This is a genomic window from Streptomyces sp. NPDC088746 (genome assembly GCF_044751065.1).
In the GTDB taxonomy this organism is placed as follows: Bacteria; Actinomycetota; Actinomycetes; order Streptomycetales; family Streptomycetaceae; genus Streptomyces.
On sequence record NZ_JBIVLA010000001.1, the window covers coordinates 1,294,028 to 1,310,251 of the forward strand.

Consider the following 16,224-nt stretch of genomic DNA (forward strand, 5'->3'; position numbering starts at 1 on the left):
CCCCGAGGACCAGGTATTATTTTCGAGTCAGCAGGCGCCGTTAGCTCAGTTGGTTAGAGCAGCTGACTCTTAATCAGCGGGTCCGGGGTTCGAGTCCCTGACGGCGCACAGACACCACAGTGGGCGGTCTCCTTACGGGGAGACCGCCCACTGTGCTGTGTGCCGCGCCGTATCAGAACTTGACGTCGGAGCACGCGTAGAACGCGTTGCCGGTGTCGGCGACGTTCCAGACGGCCAGGATGATGTGCTTCCCGGACTTCTGGGTGGGCATCGTGCCCTGGTGCGTCAGCGTCGCCGGCGGCTGCTGGTTGCCGTACGGCACCGTCATGAAGGGCTGCGATTCCAGGGCCGCCCTGGTCAGCGGCTTGGTGGAGTCCCAGCCGTTCTTGGTGATGTAGTAGCGGAAGTCGCTGGTGGAGTGCCGGGCGGTGAACTGCCAGCGGAAGCTGTAGCCCTGCCCCGCGGTGACCTGGGTGGCGGGCCAGTTGCCGCCGCGCGGGTCGTCGAGCTGAGCGAAACCGCTGTTCCCGCCGGCACAGATCTTGCCGTCCGCCGGTCCTGCCGCCGGGAAGCCCTTGGGGCCCTCGACGCTCTGCGGTTCCCACTGGATGTTGCCGCAGCCGGTGACGGTGCCGTTGGCACAGAGCTTCTGCCGGCTGATGGGGGAGTCCGTGTAGCCGTGGCTGCTGGCGCTGCTGGTCGCGAACATGGAGACGCCCGCTATCGCCAGGCCGATGACGGCCGCGCTTGCTCTTTTCCGCATGCTGTGTCGCTCCTCGAGAACGTGGGGGATGTTCTGGGGATGATCCGAACTGTGCTGCGCGCCTCGCTGTGCGGTCTAGACCAAGTCCAGATTATTGACGCGGCATGAACATGTCCAGACCAATGAGGACCGGGTTTCAGCGCCCCTCCGGCGCGAGCGGAGGCGCTCAGACGCCTTCCCCGCCGCTGCGGCCGGTGTAGAAGGCCACCGTCAGATCCCTGACCAGGGCCTTGTGTTCGTAGGCGTCGAGCTCGACGATGCCGCGCGCGGTCAGCCGGCCGACCGTGTCGTCCACCGCGTCGACGACGGAGGTCAGCACCTCGTCCCGGTGCTTCGCGTCGATGGCCGCCACCCGGCACCGCTGCATCGCGGCCGCGACCTCGGGGGCGTACTCGATCCCGGTGGGCTGCGCGGAGTAGACCTCGATGCCCACGGGAACGCAGTCCGCCTTCACCATGCGGGTCAGCGCGTCGCCCACCGCCTCCGCGTCGCGCAGGGTGCGGGTGTCCTCGTGGAAGGCGTCGGCGGGCAGCTGCGAGAGGACCCGGGCCAGGGCCGCCTCCACCTGGTCGCGCAGGTACCGCTCGTGGTCCGCCACGCCGAGCGTGGCCCGTGCGGTGTCCCTCACCCGCCAGACGACGAGGACCACGGCCCGCAGTGCGGTGCCGCTCGCGTCCACGGCGGACAGCGGCTCACTGCGCCAGTGCCGCAGGCGTACGTCGATCCGGCGGCGTCGCAGGATCGGGGAGATCCAGAGGAGTCCGGCGCGCCGGACGCTGCCCCGGTAATCGCCGAAGAGCGTCAGCACCGAGGCGTGTCCTGACCGGCCACGCCCGAGACCGCAGAGCGCGAACAGCGCGACCGCCACCACGAGGGCGAGCAGCGCCCAGGTCCCGGTGCCGATGCCGTCGTACGGCCGTGCCCCGAGTCCGAGCCGGCCGGTCACGGCGGCGGGCAGTGCACCGTGCCACCACAGCACGGCGAGTCCGGCGGCCACCCCGGCCGACGCGGTGAACAGCGCGGCCCAGCCCGGCAGTACGGGCCCGGGCCGCTCGGTGAGCCGCGGGTCGGCGAGGGGCGCGGGCCGGGTGGGCGCCTGCGTCCGGCGGGACCGCGGCAGGGGCGCACGGCGCTCGTCGGACCGCATCGCGGTCCCGGCCCCCGCACCGGCGGGTCCGTCGCCCGGGTCGTCCTCGCGGAAGAGCAGGTGTACGGGGATGGGCGCGGTGGTCTCGGTGGTGATGACGGGCTGCCGGCGCCCGGCCCCCCACCAGGCGACCGGATCCGCGGCACCGGCGGTGAGCGTGACCGGGGCGCGCTCCTCTCCGCCGGCCTGCCGGAACCGGCCGGGCCCGGGCTTCCGGAGATCCGGCGGCCGTTCCCCCTGGGCGGCCGGATCGGACACCTGGCCGGCGTCCTGGTCCGCCGGGGCGGGCGCCGTCCCGGTGTCCGCAGCGACGGCCGCTTCCGGGACGGACGGGAGGAGACGCGTCTCCGGCTCCGGCTCCAGGAGTTCGGGGTCACGCACCGGCTCGGAGCCGAGCCACGGCTCCAGGTCCAGGTCCAGATCCGGGCCGAGGCCGAGGTCCGGGTTCCGGGGACCGGACGCCGACCCCGACTCCGACTCCGACTCCGACTCCGGCAACCGCACCGGCACCGGCTCCACGTCCTGCTCCAGATCCAGCCCCGGCCCCAGATCCAGGTCCAGATCCAGATCCGCCGGGACACCCACGCCGTCCGCCGGTACCGCCCGGCCCACCACGGCGACGGCGTCCAGGGCCGGCCCCAGATCCGCCGGGATGTCGTCCTCCACCGCCGCCGGTACGTCCACCGAGGGAGCCGGGGCCGCGTCCGCCCCGTCCCCGGCCGGCTCCGCCGACGGCTCCGGGACCGCCACCGGCACCACCTCGACAGGCACCTCTCCCTGCGTCTCCCCCACACCGGGACCGGGGACGATCACCCGTGTGTCCCGCTCGCCCAGCTCGTCCCACTCGCCCCGTACGTTCTCCGTCGACCGCATTCCCGCCTCCGTCATGTCCGTTCCGTCGCTTCACCCGTCACGCGAAGAGCCGTCGCCATGTCTCCGGCCCCGGATATCCGTCGGCCGCGCTCCCGCTCCAGCCCTGGGCGCGCTGGAACGCCTGGACGTTGCGGCGGTCCGCCTCCGTCCAGCGCGGGCCGGGGCCCGTCACGTAGTGGGTGCCGTATCCCTTCTTCACCAGCCGGTCGCCGAGTTGTTCGACGTGGCTGTTGGACTGCCCCGGCCGGAAGAAGCTCTTCCCGGGGTACGCCACGGCCCCGCCCGTCCCGGCGGCGGGGATCCTGTGGCCGGTGCCCTTGACGAGCAGGCTCCAGGTGCCCGGGCCGGGGATGCCGTCCGCTTCCTTGCCCTTCCACCCCTGCGCCAACTGGAACGCCTGGGTCGCCCGCTTGTCCGCGTCGCTCCAGCGCGGTCCCGCGCCCTCCTTGTAGAAGCGCTTGCCGCCCTGCGCGATGAGCAGCTGCCCGAGCCGGGTCACGTGTGCGTTGTCGGCGCCGGGGCCGAACTTCCCGGCCCCGGGGAACGCGGTGGCCGAGCCACTGCCGCCCGCGCCGCTGACGATGCCCTTGTAGCGGTAGGCCACGTACTTGGAGGAGTTGCTCCAGTACGCCATCGGCGTCGTCGCCACCCGCGCGTTCGGGCGGGTCTGCTCGTACGCGAGGTAGTGACTGTGCGTGTGGTCGGTCCAGCCGCCGAAGACCGTGACGTGCGACCCCACCGCGGGGTCGGCCAGGTTGTGGAACAGGAGGATGTCGCCGGGCTCCAGGTCGGCCCGGGCGATCTTCGTCCCGAAGGTGGCGAGGCTGCCGGTCCACTCGTTGCTGCCGAGGTTCCATGCCATGGACACGAAGCCGGAGCAGTCCTGCCGGTAGCCGTCCGACCAGTACGCCCCCATGTCGTACGGCACCTTCGCCGTCACCCACTTCTTGGCGCGGTTGATGATCTCGGTCCGCGTCGTCGTGCGCGGCGCCGTGTCCGGCGCGGAGGGCGGCCCGGAGGATCCGCCGTTGTTCAGGGGCCCCACCGTGCCCTGGGGGGTGACCGGCTGGGGGTCGGTCACCGCGCCGCCGCGGGCGTCCCGTCCGGCAGCGGTTGCGGCGGCCTGACCTGCCCCGCAGGACAGGACCACCCCCGCCGCGGTGACCAGCACCAGCGCCCGCCGCGCGCCGTGCGCGGCCGGGTGGCCGCCGTGGCGTACGGGCAGTGCGGCGGCCGTACGGCGCCGTTGCGCGCAGCCCGGACAGCCACAGTCGGCGGCGGGTGCGTACTCCTCGAAGACCGGCACAGTCATGCGACTCCTCTTCCCCTCGGCAGTCGTCCAGATCTTCCGTATCTCAACTTTCCCGGCATATCTCATGGTGACGGACTAAAGAGACAAAACGACCATCCGACAGGCCGTACCGGAGAGGAATTGGTCAGGAGCACTCCAGGACATCGGGTAAAGTTCTTCAGGTCAGCAGGCGCCGTTAGCTCAGTTGGTTAGAGCAGCTGACTCTTAATCAGCGGGTCCGGGGTTCGAGTCCCTGACGGCGCACGCAACAGCGAGGCCCCCTCACCGAGTGTGAGGGGGCCTCGCTCATGTCCGCCTCGGCGCGAAAGCGTCCCGGGGCGCCTTTCGTCGCCTCCGGACGCTCACGCCCGGATCCGGACATCCTGCCGAAAAACACTCCGGGTGCGGGGCGTCGTCGGCCTACAGTGTCGTGTCACACGAACGACCCGACCTCCCGCGTCGTGCCCGGGTCACTCCCGCGGTCCGGGTGCCGTGGTTGAGGACCGGCCCGGCCGGCGGCTCCGAGGGGGAGCGGGCGCCGACCGGGCCAGGTTGCCTTTCAGGCGCGGCTCTTCGAGCCGTCCTTCTCCTCGCTCTTCTCCGCCGTCAGGTAGGCGGAGACCACGACGTTGGCCGTGTACGCACGGGACGCGTGGTCGTACGTACCGCCGCAGGTGATCAGCCGGAGCTCCGCCCGCCCGTCCTCACGCGGCCCGTACGCCTTCTGCGCGTCGAAGCGTTCGCGGGTGAAGACCTGGACGTCGTCGATGGTGAATTCGGCGGTCTTCCCGTCGGACCGGCTCACCCGGACCTTCTCGCCCGGTCTCACGGCGCTGAGCCCGTAGAAGACGGCCGGCTTCGTCTCGGTGTCGACATGGCCGACGAAGAGCGCGGCGCCCTCCGTGCCGGGCTCGGTGCCCTCGGCGTACCAGCCGACGGCACCCGGCGTCTCGAACGGCGGGGGCTCGATCGCCCCTTCGTCGTCCAGCCCGCGGCTCACGAGGTCCGCGTCGATCCCGATGGAGGGGATCTCGACCCGCTGCGGCGTGGCGCCGTCCAGCGGGTCGTGCGCCGGGGGCAGCGGTGCGCCCATGGGGCGGCCGACCGCCGCGACGTCGCCGGTCGTCGGGGCGGAGTTCCCCGCGGTGGCCGCACGGCCCCACAGCCAGAGTCCCAGCAGGAGAACGGCCCACGCGACACCGGTCAGCAGCCGTCCGGTCCCGGCGGGACGGTCCGGGGCCGGCATGTCAGTGCCGCGCCGGGCGGCGGCGTCGCGCGCTGCGGAACGCGACGGCGACGGCCGCGACGGCGCCCAGTCCGAGACCGATCACCGCGTGGCGGGTGCCGGGCCCCTCGTCGGCGGCCTCCTCGGCGAGCACCGCGGTGCCTCCGCCGCCAGCCCTCACGGGGGCGACGGGCGAGGGGCGGCCGTGATGGACGACGGTGACCGTGCCGGTGGCCTTGCCGTGGCCGTCCTTGCAGGTCACCCAGACCTCGTAGTCGTCGGGCGCGGCGTCGGAGCGGATCCGGGCCTCGGCGACGAGCTCCTTGCCGTCACCCCGCTCGAAGCGCGCTTCGGAGGCGAAGGCCTCGGAGTTGCCCCGGGCCGACCTGCCCTTGCCGCAGGCGTCGGTCCGGAGTTCCACCTCCCCGCCGGGTGAGACACGGGACGGGCTGACCGAGACCGTCCCGGAACGCTTCTCGTCCCTGGAGTCGTCGGACGTGGGATCGGCCGACGCGGCGGACGCGGGAAGGGCTATCGTCCCGGCCACGATCGCGGCACAGAACGTGAGGGGCAGTGAACGCATCGTAAACCTCCTGAGTGAAGGTTCACGCTCCGGGCGGCACCCCGCATTCGCTGTAGCCCGGTCGGGTTACGCCACGGGCAGGTCGACCAGGTCGACGAGGTCCGCGATCGAGTCGACGACCGTGGAGGGCCGGAAGGGGTACCGGTCCATGTCGCTCTCCGTGGTCAGGCCGGTGAGGACCAGGAAGGTCTGCATCCCCGCCTCCAGACCGGCCAGCACGTCGGTGTCCATCCGGTCGCCGATCATGGCGGAGGTCTCGGAGTGGGCGCCGATGGCGTTCAGCCCGGTCCGCATCATCAGCGGGTTGGGCTTGCCCGCGAAGTACGGCGCCTTGCCGGTGGCCTTGGTGATCAGCGCGGCGACCGAGCCGGTGGCGGGCAGCGGGCCCTCGGCGGAGGGGCCGGTCTCGTCCGGGTTGGTGCAGATGAAGCGGGCGCCGCCGTTGATCAGCCGGATCGCCTTGGTGAGGGCCTCGAAGGAGTACGTCCGGGTCTCTCCCAGGACGACGTAGTCGGGCTCGTGGTCGGTCAGGACGTAGCCGATGTCGTGCAGCGCGGTGGTGAGCCCGGCCTCGCCGATGACGTACGCCGTGCCGCGCGGCCGCTGGTCGTCCAGGAACTGGGCGGTGGCCAGGGCGGAGGTCCAGATGTTCTCCACGGGCACGTCCAGACCCATGCGCTTGAGGCGCGCGTGCAGGTCACGGGCGGTGTAGATGGAGTTGTTGGTGAGGACCAGGAACGGCAGCCCGGAATCCCGCAGCCGCTTGATGAAGGCGTCGGCCCCGGGGATCGGTGTGCCCTCGTGGATGAGGACACCGTCCATGTCGGTCAGCCAGGATTCGATCGGCTTGCGCTCTGCCATGTGACGGGCTCCTGCCGTACGCACTGTGCACTCGGGGTGCTGGACGCCGGCGGCACCGCGCTGTGCAGCGCCGACGCCCCGATCCTAGGCCGCACGCTCCGCCGGGCGGAACCGGCCGGACGCGAGCAGCCGATCTTGGCCGGCGTGCGGTCCTCGACGCACTCGCCCTCGGGGAGCCCCAGGTCAGTCCTGTGCGCGGCGGATCCTGCGAGCGCCCGCCAGGGCGGCCACACCGCCGGCGAGCAGCACACCGGCGGCGATTCCGGCCGCGGCCGCCTGGTCCTCCTGCCCGGTGCGGGCCAGTTCGGAGGTCTCCGTGTCGCTCTCCTCGTCGGCGTCCTTCCCCGGGCCGGTGGGCTCCAGGTCCGTACCGCCGTCGAGGTCTCCCTCGACGATGTCGAAGGTGTAGTCCTCCGACTCCCCCACCCAGTCCCCGTCGTCGCCGCGCTGCTCCACCGCCGCCAGCCGCTGCACGACGGCCGCGTTGGCCGTGACCCGGCCGGGTTCGGTGTCCGAGGTGAAGGCCATCCGGATCTGGACGGTGACGGTGCCCCCCGCGGGCACGGTGAAGCCGGGGAAGTCGTCGTCCTCGCCGCCGCCGAAGACCCCGATCTGCTCGTGCCGTTCCGTGGTCTCCCAGGAGACGCGGTGCCGCGTGTCCGGGTCGGACTCGGCGGAGAACTCCAGCTGGATCCGGGCGGGGGTGAGCGTGCGGTCCTCGTCGGTGAGCACCAGCACCGGGTGGATGGCCCGGCACGGCTCGGCCGTGGTGTTGGTGAGGTCGAGGTACCAGATGCCGTAGCCGCCGCCGGAGGCGTAGGTGTCCGGGCCGCCGTGGATCCGGGTCTCGATCGGGAAGCGCTCGGCGTCCGGCTCACCGCAGACGGGCTGCCGGTCGTCGGCGACGACCGAGGTGGGGGCCGCCGGTGCCGCGTCCGCCTGGGTGCCGCCGAGGAGAACCGCGGGTACGGCGAATCCGGCCGCCAGCCCGAACGTCCCGAGGGTGGAGAAGACACGGCCGTCGCGCGGCCGTGCGGGGGGTTTGGGGGGCATGGGAGAACACCCTTCGCTGCTCGCGAACGACCGGCGCGGGAGGCCGGCTGCCGGGGACGACGCTGCCACGCGCGCGCGAGGGCGACCACCGCCGACGGGGCGACACCGCCCGTACGGGCGTCGGAAACCGCCCGATCAGCCCTGCACGGCCCGCTCCTCGGCCTCGCCCGCCCGGCCGAAGAGCGGGGCGAGGACCAGCTGCGCCGCCCCCTCGGCGACGGGCCGGTCCCCGCCGCCGGCCACGGTGACGGGTACGGCGGCGGGGACGCCCTCGCGCCGGGCGCGCTCCTCGATGACGGCGCGCACCCCGCTCAGGTAGGCGTCCTCGTCGGCGGCGACGGTACGGCCGCCGAGCACGATCCGGTCGATGTCGAGCAGCCCGACGAGGTTGGCGGCGCCCGCACCGAGGACCCTGGCGGCCTCCGCGATGTCGCCGCGGGCGGCGGCGGCCAGGCAGAGCGCCTCGATGCAGCCGCGCCCGCCGCAGCCGCACGGGGGGCCGTCCAGCTGGAGGGTCTGGTGGCCGAACTCTCCGGCGCCGGTACGGGCCCCGCGGTGCAGGGCCCCGCCGAGGACGAGCCCCGCGCCGAGGCCGGTGCCCAGGTGGAGGTAGGCGAAGTCGGCGTCGGCGCGCTCGCGCAGGGCGAGGCCGAGGGCGGCGGCGTTGGTGTCCTTGTCGACGACGACGGGCAGTCCGATGTGTCCGGCGAGGGCGTCGCGCAGCGGGTAGCCGTCCCACTGGGGGAAGCCGGTGACCCGGTGCAGCACTCCGCCCCTGTGGTCCAGGGGGCCCGGCAGGGCGGCGCCCACGCCGAAGACCTGCCGGTCCTCCGTCCCGGGGGCCGGTGCCCGTACCGTCTGCACCGCGTGGGCGGCCGTCGCGAGCACCTCGGCGGCCGGGGCTCCGAGGTCGAGCGGGACGGTGCGGGTGGCGACCGTGGTGCCGGCGAGGTCGGCCAGGACGGCGGTGAGTTCGTCGCGGTCCAGGTGGAGCCCGACGGCGTATCCGGCGTCCGGGACCAGGCGCAGGACGGTGCGGGGTTTGCCGCCCGTGGAGGCGAGCCGGCCGGCCTCGGCGGCGAGGCCCTCCGCGCGGAGCCTGGCGGTGATCTTGCTGACGGCCTGCGGGGTGAGCCCGGTGCGCTCGGCGAGCTCCAGCCGGCTGATGCCCCGCTCACCGGCGACGCGCAGCAGGTCGAGGACGAGCGACGCGTTGTGGTGGCGCAGCGCCGGGAGGTTCGCCCCGCCGCTCCTGCTGTTGCTCCTGTTCACCGCACCATTGTCTCCATCGCTTGCACTTTGGCAACAGCGTTGCTTAAGTGGATCGCATGACTGCCAACGCTCCTCTCCGCGTCGGGCTCGTCGGCTACGGCCTGGCGGGTTCCGTCTTCCACGCCCCGCTGGTCGCCGCGACCGAGGGCCTCGTCCTCGACACGGTCGTCACGTCGAACGAGGAGCGGCAGGCGCAGGCCCGCGCCGAGTTCCCCGGCGTGCGGTTCGCGGCCTCGTCCGACGAGCTGTGGCCGCGCGCGGACGAGCTGGACCTGATCGTGATCGCCTCGCCGAACAAGACGCACGTCCCGCTCGCGCGGGCGGCGCTGGAGGCGGGGCTGCCGGTGGTCGTGGACAAGCCGCTCGCCGGCACGGCCGCCGAGGCCCGTGAGCTGGCCGCGCTGGCCGGGGAGCGGGGGCTGCTGCTCTCGGTCTTCCAGAACCGCCGCTGGGACAACGACTTCCTCACGCTGACCGGCCTGATCGAGGAGGGCGAGCTCGGTGAGGTGCAGCGCTTCGAGTCCCGCTTCGAGCGGTGGCGTCCGCAGCTGAAGGGCGGCTGGCGCGAGTCGGGTGACCCGGAGGAGATCGGCGGGCTGCTGTACGACCTGGGCAGCCACGTCGTCGACCAGGCGCTCACGCTGTTCGGGCCCGCGGTGCAGGTGTACGCGGAGTCCGACGTGCGCCGCCCGGGTGCGGCGGCCGACGACGACACCTTCATCGCGATCACGCACCGCGACGGGGTGCGCTCGCACCTCTACATGAGCGCCACCACGGCCCAGCTCGGCCCGCGTTTCCGGGTGCTCGGCTCGAAGGCGGGCTATGTGAAGTACGGCCTGGACCCGCAGGAGGCCGCGCTGCGTGAGGGCGCGCGTCCGGGGGCCGACGCGCCGTGGGGCGAGGAGCCGGAGGAGGTGTGGGGGCGGATCGGTTCCGGTGAGTCCCCGCTGACCGGCGGCGGCGACCCGGTCCGCACGCTGCCTGGCGACTATCCCGCGTACTACGCCGCCGTGGTCTCGGCCCTGCGCGGCAAGGGGGAGAACCCGGTGACGGCTCTGCAGGCCGCCGCCGCACTGGATGTCCTGGAGGCGGCACGGCGCTCGGCCCGTGAGGGCGTGTCCGTGACGCTTCTGCCCCACCACGACGAGGAGCAGCACGCATGAGCCCCAGCGCTCCGACCATCTCCGAGCTGATCGCGCAGGAGCGGCGTCTGACGCTGCCGCGTTTCGGCTACGACGACGCGTACGCGCTGGGCGGCCTGCTGGTCGCGCTGGCCCGTGAGCGGCACGCCCCGGTCGCGATCGACATCCGGCGGGGCGGCCAGCAGCTGTTCCACGCCGCGCTGCCGGGTTCGAGTGCGGACAACGACGCCTGGATCGAGCGTAAGCGGAAGGTGGTGGAGCGGTACGGGGAGAGCTCCTACCTGGTCGGTACGCGGTTCCGGGCGAAGGGCACCACGTTCGAGGAGTCCTCGCGGCTGGACCCGGACACGTACGCCGCGCACGGCGGGTCGTTCCCGATCGCGGTGGAGGGTGCCGGCGTGATCGGCTCGGTCACGGTGTCGGGGCTGCCGCAGGCCGAGGACCACGCCCTGGTCGTGGAGGCCCTGGAGCAGTTCACGACGCGCCCCCAGGCCTGACAGCGGTGCGGGGCGGGTCCGCCGGGTGATCCCGGCGAAACCCGCCCCGAACCCGTCGCCTACGCGTCCTTGAGCTCCTGGCGCTGGCGGCCCAGTCCCTCGACCTCCAGCTCCACCACGTCGCCCGCCCGGAGATACGGCTTGGGCTCGGGCCGGCCCATGGCGACGCCCGCCGGGGTGCCGGTGTTGATGACGTCGCCCGGGTAGAGCGTCATGAAGTGGCTCAGATAGCGCACGACCTCGCCGACCGGGAAGATCTGCTCGGCGGTGGTGCCGTCCTGCTTCAGCTCGCCGTTGACCCACAGCCTGAGCGGCAGTGCCTGCGGGTCGGGCACCTCGTCCGCCGTGACGAGCCAGGGGCCCAGCGGGTTGAAGGTCTCGCAGTTCTTGCCCTTGTCCCAGGTGCCGCCGCGCTCGATCTGGAACTCGCGCTCGGAGACGTCGTGCGAGGTCGCGTATCCGGCGACGTGGCCGAGCGCCTCCTCGGCGGAGTCCAGGTAGCGGGCGGTGCGGCCGATCACGACGGCGAGCTCGACCTCCCAGTCGGTCTTCCGGCTGCCGCGCGGCACCAGCACCGTGTCCTCAGGGCCGACGACGGTGTCGGGGGCCTTGAAGAACAGGATCGGCTCTTCGGGGATCGCCGCCCCGGTCTCGGCCGCGTGGTCGTGGTAGTTCAGCCCGATGCACACGATCTTGCCGATCCGCCCGAGAGGCGGCCCGACCCGCAGGCCTTCCGCGTCGAGCGGGGGCAGGACGTCGGGCGTCTGTGCCGCTTCCCGTACGCGTGCCAGCGCCGAGGCGTCGGCGAGGAGCTCGCCGTCGATGTCGGTGACGAGGCCGGAAAGGTCACGCAAAGTCCCGTTCCGGTCCAGCAGCGCGGGCCGTTCGGAGCCCGCCGTACCCACTCGAAGAAGCTTCAACGGTCCATCTCCCCTTGGTCGCGATCGAGCCCGTCGGTGGGTTGCGGCCAGCGAAAGGCTCGGTCGATCCTCCAAGACATCGGATCACTCCGCAAGACCCTGTTCACACACTGGACCCGCGCCCCTACACGGCGGGGGCGACCGCGGCCTCGGCGGCCGGGGTCTCCCGGTAGAGGTAGGCGCGCTCGATCGCGGTCCAGGTGGTGCTCGTGACGATGTACAGGGCCGCCGCGAGCGGCACGTAGGCGACGGAGACGAGGGTCAGGAAGGACATCAGCGGCATGACCTTCGTCATCGCGCCCATGCCGGGCACGGGCTGTCCGTCCGGGCCGGTGGCCGGGGTCATCGGGTTGGCGGCCATCTGCCGCTTGGTGCGTCCGTAGTTGAAGGTGGCGACGGCGGCGACGATCACGAAGAGCCCGAGGTAGACCATCCCCTGCTGGCCGAAGGGGCCGCCGTCGGCCAGCGCGTCGTGCCAGCGCTCGCCGAGCGGGGCTCCGAAGAGTTCGTGGCCGAGCAGCGAGTTGGGGTCGCCGCCGATCCTCTGGCTGGAGAAGAGGTGGTAGAGCAGGAAGAAGGCGGGCATCTGGAGCAGGCTCGGGAGGCAGCCGGAGAGCGGTGAGACCTTCTCCTTCGCGTGGAGCTCCATGAGCGCCTTCTGCATCCGGTCGGGGTTCTTGGCGTGCTTCTTGCGCAGTTCGGCGATCTGCGGCTGGAGCTTGGTGCGGGCCTTCTGCCCGCGCGCCGCCGCCCGCGAGAGGGGGTGGACGGCGAGCCGTACGAGCGCGGTGAAGAGGACGATCGCGGCGGCGGTGGACGCGCCCTGGAAGAGGGGCTGGAGCAGATCGGCGAATGCGCCGACCAGGCTCGCGAAAGCGGACATGAACGCGGACATGGGTGAGCCCTCCGGGGGTCTCGTCGTGCCGGGGAGTGAATGACTCGGCAGGACGACCCGCGCAGGGGTGGTGGAGGTGTGCCCTCTACGCGGCCGTCAGGAGGGCGGCCCCGGGAGCTCGGGGCCTGGTGCGGCCCCGGGCGTCGGGGTCACGCTGCGGGAGGAACGCGGTGCGCTTCTCGCGGTCGCGCATGGCGGTGCGCACTCTCGTACGGGGTACGGGGGCGGCGCAGCGGGCGCTGATGACGGAGCAGACGAGGAGCGCCGAGCCGGCGGCCGCGGTGGCGGCGAGCGCGACGGCGGCGGAGAGGCTGCCGCCCTCGGCGAGGAGGACCTCGGTGAGGAACAGGACGAGGAAGGCGGCGGGGCGGAGGAGGCGGGCGACCGCACGGCGTACACGGTTCATGTCGTCGTTCATCGGCCCTCCCCTGTCGCTTCGCGCTCGTACGCGTCCTTCAGCCGTTATACACGATCGGTGTCCAGCGGCTGAAGGAGCCGGCGGGGGGCGAGCAGGGCGCGGCTGACGGGGTCGGCGGGGTCGGGGTCCAGTCCCGGACCGGGCCGCATCTCCACGTCATCGAGCGGCACACCGATGTTGCCGCAGGCCGCGCACTGGCCGTAGGCCCCGAGCTCGCTGTCGCAGGTGGCGTGGAAGAAGAGGCGCAGGGGCGCCGAGCCCTCGATGTGCTCACGGCCCCAGAGGCCGAGGGAGCGCACGGTGGGCCAGAGGGCCTTGCCCCTGTCGGTGAGGACGTACTCGTCGCGCGGGGGTGACTCCTGGTAGCGCCGCCTGGCCAGGACGCCGGCCTCGGTGAGCGCCTGGAGGCGGGAGGCGAGGACGGCGCGCGGGATGCCGAGGTGGATGAGGAAGTCGTTGTAGCGGCGGACCCCGTAGAGGGCGTCGCGGACGACGAGCAGGGTCCAGCGCTCGCCGATCACCTCGAGAGCGCGGGCGATCGAGCACTGCTGGGCCGCGTAGTCCTTGCCGAGAGCCATGGCCCCCACTTTACCCCTTCGGTTCAGTGAACGAACCTACCCGTGCTAGCCTGCCGCCCCAGTAGGTTCATTCACCGAACCTTAGGCGCGGACCTGGGCCCCAGGCCGGCCGATCCCCGGAGGGACGTCATGACCCAGCAGCCCGTACAGACCGCCCCGGCCGACCTGGGACAGCCGGCGCGTTCCCGCCCGGCGCACCGGCCCGGCGCGACTCTCGCCGTCACCAGCGCGGCCACCGCCGTCGCCCTGATGAACTACACGGCGCCGATGACGACGCTCCCCGCCCTCTCCGGCGCCTTCGCGACCCCTCCGGCCGCCCAGGCCTGGCTGCTCAACGGGGCCCCGCTCGGCCTCGCCGTGCTGCTGCTCGTCGCCGGCAGCCTCGCCGACGACTTCGGGCGCCGCAGGCTCTTCCTGATCGGCACCCTCGGCCTCGGCGTCACCACGGCGCTCGGCGCCCTCGCCACGGGCACCGTCGGCTTCACCCTCGCCCGGGCAGCCCAGGGCGCCGCGAGTGCGGCGATCCTCGCCACCGGCCTGGGGCTGCTGGTCGGGGCCTACCCGGCCGGGCACGCGCGGATCAAGGCGATGGGGGTGTGGGGAGCGTTCGTGAGCGCCGGGATCGCGCTCGGCCCGCTGCTCGCGAGCGCTCTCTCCGCCGTGGACTGGCGGCTGACGTATCTCGCCCTGGGGCTCGGCGCCCTCGTCACCGGGGCCTTCGCCTTCCGGGTCCTCACGGAGTCCCGCGCACCCCGCGCCGGCCGCCCCGACCTGGCGGGCGCCGCCGCGCTCGGTCTGGCGATGACCGCGCTGCTGACCGCCCTGACGCTCGGCCGGGACGGCTGGCTGCGCGCACCGGTCGGCCTGCTGCTGCTCGCGGCGCTGACGCTGACCGCCGTGTTCGCCGGGGTGGAGCGCCGGGCGGTGGCCCCGCTGATCGACCTGGCCCTCTTCCGCAGCCGCGCCTTCCTGGCGTCGGCGGTGGGCGGCCTGTTCACCGGGCTCTCGGTGATCGGACTGTTCAGCTATCTGCCGACCCTGCTCCAGCACGCCCTCTCGCTGTCCGCCCTGGACTCGGCCTGGCTGTTCCTGCTCTGGTCCGGCACGTCGTTCGTGGTGGCCCTCCAGGCACGGCGGCTGACCGGCCGGATCACGGCCAGGCACCAGCTGGCGGCCGGCTTCGCGCTGCACGCGGTGGCGGTGCTGCCGATGCTGGGGCTCCTGACCGGCGCGGCGGGTGGCACGGAGCCATCGGTGTGTGCGCGTCTCGTCCCTGCCCTGATCGTGGCCGGCGCGGGCAGCGGGCTGATCAACGCGGCGCTGCCCCGGCTCGCCGTCGAGTCGGTGCCGCCGGAGCGGGCGGCCATGGGATCCGGCGCCAACAACACCGCCCGCTACCTCGGCTCCTCGGCCGGTGTCGCCGTGACGATCGCGGTGGCGACGACTCCGGCCGGCGCGGACGGGGCGGTGCTGCTGTCCGCCGCCATGGCGCTCGCGGCCACGGTGGGCGTCCTCCTCCTGCGGGAGCGCCGCTGAGGCCCTCCCGGCGACCGGCCACGCTCGGGAGCGCCCCTGGCGCCCTCCCCCGGCCGGAGCGGGCACCGGGCGTTCTCCCCGCCGCCCTCCGGCCTTCACCAGCACTCCGGCCCGCGCCCTCTCACCTCGCACCCGACCCGCAGTACCGTGTGGTCCATGCGCCCCGACACGCCTGCCGACCACATCGCCGAAGCCGAGCGCCTGCTGCGCACCGCGGCGCAGTATCCCGAGGACCACGAACCGCTGTTCCTCCAGGCCGCGGCCCATCTGGAGCTCGCCGGTGAGCGCGCCCGCGCGAGCACCCTCTACGACGAACTGCTCGGCTCCACCGAGACCACCATCGATCACCCGCATCTGGTCAAAGCACTCAAGGCGTCCAACCTCTGGGAGTACGGCCACGAGGCGGAGGCCCGCGCGATCATCGACGGCATCCGCGCCGCCGGCCCGCTCGACGCGGCACCGTGGGAGATCGCCGCGGAGACGCTCGAAGCGCACGACGAGCTGGAGGCGGCCCACGACTTCTTCTCGACCGCGCTGACGCTGCTCCTCGCGCCGGGCGAGGAAGTCCCGTACGCCACCCAGTCACTGGTGACCGGGCGGCACCGGGTGCGCAGGCTCATGGGCGTCGCCCACGACGCGTGGGACGAGCTGGCCGACGCGCTGCACACGGCCGCCGTCCCCCTCGACGAGCTGCACGACCCGAAGCGTCTGTGGTCCCTCGGCTCCTCGGACCCGGGCGAGCTGCAGGCGGAGATCAACCGGCTCCGCGCCGAACTGGGCACCTACCGGAGCGCGTTGTCCCGCCCGTTCCCCGTCGCGGTGCTGCACTGGCCCGAGGGCGAGCTGCGCGAACTCCTCACGGCCTACCCGGAGCTGGCCCAGGAGTACCTCTCGCACCAGGACCATCTGGCGCGCCTGGAGGCGGCGTTGCGGGATCTGCACGCCACGGGCACGCCGAATCTCGGCATCGTGACGGGCACGGTCCCCTCCTACGAGGCGTTCGCCGCGTCGGAGGCCGCGTCCCCGTCCGACCCCGACCTGCTCCCCCAGTACGCCACGACGCTGGCGGCCCGCGGCCGGGCCGTCCCGTGGCCCCCGGCGCGGAGCGCGGCGTGCTGGTGCGGCTCGGGGCGTCCGTACCGCGAGTGCCACGGGGCGGACTGAGGGGCC

The 16,224-nt window shown here is 73.1% G+C and carries 16 protein-coding genes and 2 tRNA genes; 6 read left to right on the forward strand and 12 right to left on the reverse strand.

Annotation, left to right across the window (positions count from 1 at the left end):
- Positions 1–34: 34 nt before the first annotated feature.
- Positions 35–108, forward strand: a tRNA-Lys gene (locus ACIP63_RS06095).
- A gap of 64 nt (positions 109–172) precedes the next feature.
- On the opposite strand, the gene ACIP63_RS06100 is transcribed toward ACIP63_RS06095, so the two are convergent.
- From ACIP63_RS06100 to ACIP63_RS06110, 3 genes are all read right to left on the reverse strand, one after another.
- Entirely contained in the window at positions 173–763 is a 591-nt protein-coding gene (locus ACIP63_RS06100; RefSeq protein WP_401511862.1) for a lytic polysaccharide monooxygenase, read from the reverse strand.
- A gap of 166 nt (positions 764–929) precedes the next feature.
- Positions 930–2,783: an SPFH domain-containing protein gene (locus ACIP63_RS06105; RefSeq protein ID WP_401512282.1), complete on the reverse strand. Its 1,854-nt coding sequence runs from the start codon at positions 2,781–2,783 to the stop codon at positions 930–932.
- A gap of 37 nt (positions 2,784–2,820) precedes the next feature.
- Positions 2,821–4,095 (reverse strand): peptidoglycan-binding protein, encoded by a 1,275-nt coding sequence (locus tag ACIP63_RS06110; RefSeq protein ID WP_401511864.1) that lies wholly within the window; start codon positions 4,093–4,095, stop codon positions 2,821–2,823.
- A 169-nt stretch (positions 4,096–4,264) separates the two neighbouring features.
- On the opposite strand from ACIP63_RS06110, the gene ACIP63_RS06115 reads away from it, so the two are divergent.
- A tRNA-Lys gene (locus ACIP63_RS06115) sits at positions 4,265–4,338 on the forward strand.
- A gap of 295 nt (positions 4,339–4,633) precedes the next feature.
- Here ACIP63_RS06115 and ACIP63_RS06120 read toward each other — a convergent pair.
- The 5 genes from ACIP63_RS06120 to ACIP63_RS06140 all read right to left on the reverse strand — a co-directional run bounded on the left by ACIP63_RS06120 (position 4,634) and on the right by ACIP63_RS06140 (position 9,068).
- Positions 4,634–5,320, reverse strand: coding sequence for a class F sortase (locus ACIP63_RS06120; protein WP_401511866.1), 687 nt, complete (start codon positions 5,318–5,320; stop codon positions 4,634–4,636).
- 1 nt (position 5,321) lies between these two features.
- Entirely contained in the window at positions 5,322–5,882 is a 561-nt protein-coding gene (locus tag ACIP63_RS06125; protein ID WP_401511868.1) for a hypothetical protein, read from the reverse strand.
- A 66-nt stretch (positions 5,883–5,948) separates the two neighbouring features.
- Positions 5,949–6,743: an HAD-IIA family hydrolase gene (locus tag ACIP63_RS06130; protein WP_401511870.1), complete on the reverse strand. Its 795-nt coding sequence runs from the start codon at positions 6,741–6,743 to the stop codon at positions 5,949–5,951.
- Between the two features lie 183 nt (positions 6,744–6,926).
- Positions 6,927–7,796, reverse strand: coding sequence for a hypothetical protein (locus ACIP63_RS06135; protein WP_401511871.1), 870 nt, complete (start codon positions 7,794–7,796; stop codon positions 6,927–6,929).
- 135 nt (positions 7,797–7,931) lie between these two features.
- A complete protein-coding gene (locus tag ACIP63_RS06140; RefSeq protein WP_401511873.1) occupies positions 7,932–9,068 on the reverse strand; it encodes an ROK family protein in 1,137 nt (378 codons plus the stop codon).
- A gap of 56 nt (positions 9,069–9,124) precedes the next feature.
- On the opposite strand from ACIP63_RS06140, the gene ACIP63_RS06145 reads away from it, so the two are divergent.
- The gene (locus ACIP63_RS06145) at positions 9,125–10,231 is read left to right on the forward strand and encodes a Gfo/Idh/MocA family oxidoreductase (RefSeq protein WP_401511875.1); all 1,107 of its coding nucleotides are present in this window, start codon (positions 9,125–9,127) and stop codon (positions 10,229–10,231) included.
- Positions 10,228–10,707: a heme-degrading domain-containing protein gene (locus ACIP63_RS06150; protein WP_401511877.1), complete on the forward strand. Its 480-nt coding sequence runs from the start codon at positions 10,228–10,230 to the stop codon at positions 10,705–10,707. Before ACIP63_RS06145 ends, ACIP63_RS06150 begins: the two co-directional genes overlap by 4 nt.
- Positions 10,708–10,766: 59 nt before the next feature.
- On the opposite strand, the gene ACIP63_RS06155 is transcribed toward ACIP63_RS06150, so the two are convergent.
- The 4 genes from ACIP63_RS06155 to ACIP63_RS06170 all read right to left on the reverse strand — a co-directional run bounded on the left by ACIP63_RS06155 (position 10,767) and on the right by ACIP63_RS06170 (position 13,518).
- Positions 10,767–11,627, reverse strand: a complete 861-nt coding sequence (locus tag ACIP63_RS06155) for a fumarylacetoacetate hydrolase family protein (protein WP_401511879.1) — start codon at positions 11,625–11,627, stop codon at positions 10,767–10,769.
- 124 nt (positions 11,628–11,751) lie between these two features.
- Positions 11,752–12,522: a YidC/Oxa1 family membrane protein insertase gene (locus tag ACIP63_RS06160; protein WP_401511881.1), complete on the reverse strand. Its 771-nt coding sequence runs from the start codon at positions 12,520–12,522 to the stop codon at positions 11,752–11,754.
- Positions 12,523–12,607: 85 nt separating this feature from the next.
- Positions 12,608–12,940, reverse strand: a complete 333-nt coding sequence (locus ACIP63_RS06165; protein ID WP_356708434.1) for a DUF6412 domain-containing protein — start codon at positions 12,938–12,940, stop codon at positions 12,608–12,610.
- Between the two features lie 44 nt (positions 12,941–12,984).
- Entirely contained in the window at positions 12,985–13,518 is a 534-nt protein-coding gene (locus ACIP63_RS06170; RefSeq protein WP_401511883.1) for a winged helix-turn-helix transcriptional regulator, read from the reverse strand.
- 129 nt (positions 13,519–13,647) lie between these two features.
- On the opposite strand from ACIP63_RS06170, the gene ACIP63_RS06175 reads away from it, so the two are divergent.
- On the forward strand, positions 13,648–15,054 hold the full coding sequence (locus ACIP63_RS06175; RefSeq protein ID WP_401511884.1) for an MFS transporter: 1,407 nt from the start codon (positions 13,648–13,650) through the stop codon (positions 15,052–15,054).
- 156 nt (positions 15,055–15,210) lie between these two features.
- Positions 15,211–16,218, forward strand: a complete 1,008-nt coding sequence (locus tag ACIP63_RS06180; RefSeq protein ID WP_401511886.1) for an SEC-C domain-containing protein — start codon at positions 15,211–15,213, stop codon at positions 16,216–16,218.
- The last annotated feature ends 6 nt before the right edge of the window (positions 16,219–16,224 follow it).

Excerpts from the sequence above, each read along its gene's own strand:
- ACIP63_RS06100 (WP_401511862.1), bottom strand. The coding sequence starts at position 763 with ATGCGGAAAAGAGCAAGCGCGGCCGTCATCGGCCTGGCGATAGCGGGC.
- ACIP63_RS06105 (WP_401512282.1), bottom strand. The coding sequence starts at position 2,783 with ATGCGGTCGACGGAGAACGTACGGGGCGAGTGGGACGAGCTGGGCGAG.
- ACIP63_RS06110 (WP_401511864.1), bottom strand. The coding sequence starts at position 4,095 with ATGACTGTGCCGGTCTTCGAGGAGTACGCACCCGCCGCCGACTGTGGC.
- ACIP63_RS06120 (WP_401511866.1), bottom strand. The coding sequence starts at position 5,320 with ATGCCGGCCCCGGACCGTCCCGCCGGGACCGGACGGCTGCTGACCGGT.
- ACIP63_RS06125 (WP_401511868.1), bottom strand. The coding sequence starts at position 5,882 with ATGCGTTCACTGCCCCTCACGTTCTGTGCCGCGATCGTGGCCGGGACG.
- ACIP63_RS06130 (WP_401511870.1), bottom strand. The coding sequence starts at position 6,743 with ATGGCAGAGCGCAAGCCGATCGAATCCTGGCTGACCGACATGGACGGT.
- ACIP63_RS06135 (WP_401511871.1), bottom strand. The coding sequence starts at position 7,796 with ATGCCCCCCAAACCCCCCGCACGGCCGCGCGACGGCCGTGTCTTCTCC.
- ACIP63_RS06145 (WP_401511875.1), top strand. The coding sequence starts at position 9,125 with ATGACTGCCAACGCTCCTCTCCGCGTCGGGCTCGTCGGCTACGGCCTG.
- ACIP63_RS06150 (WP_401511877.1), top strand. The coding sequence starts at position 10,228 with ATGAGCCCCAGCGCTCCGACCATCTCCGAGCTGATCGCGCAGGAGCGG.
- ACIP63_RS06160 (WP_401511881.1), bottom strand. The coding sequence starts at position 12,522 with ATGTCCGCGTTCATGTCCGCTTTCGCGAGCCTGGTCGGCGCATTCGCC.
- ACIP63_RS06165 (WP_356708434.1), bottom strand. The coding sequence starts at position 12,940 with ATGAACGACGACATGAACCGTGTACGCCGTGCGGTCGCCCGCCTCCTC.
- ACIP63_RS06170 (WP_401511883.1), bottom strand. The coding sequence starts at position 13,518 with ATGGCTCTCGGCAAGGACTACGCGGCCCAGCAGTGCTCGATCGCCCGC.
- ACIP63_RS06175 (WP_401511884.1), top strand. The coding sequence starts at position 13,648 with ATGACCCAGCAGCCCGTACAGACCGCCCCGGCCGACCTGGGACAGCCG.
- ACIP63_RS06180 (WP_401511886.1), top strand. The coding sequence starts at position 15,211 with ATGCGCCCCGACACGCCTGCCGACCACATCGCCGAAGCCGAGCGCCTG.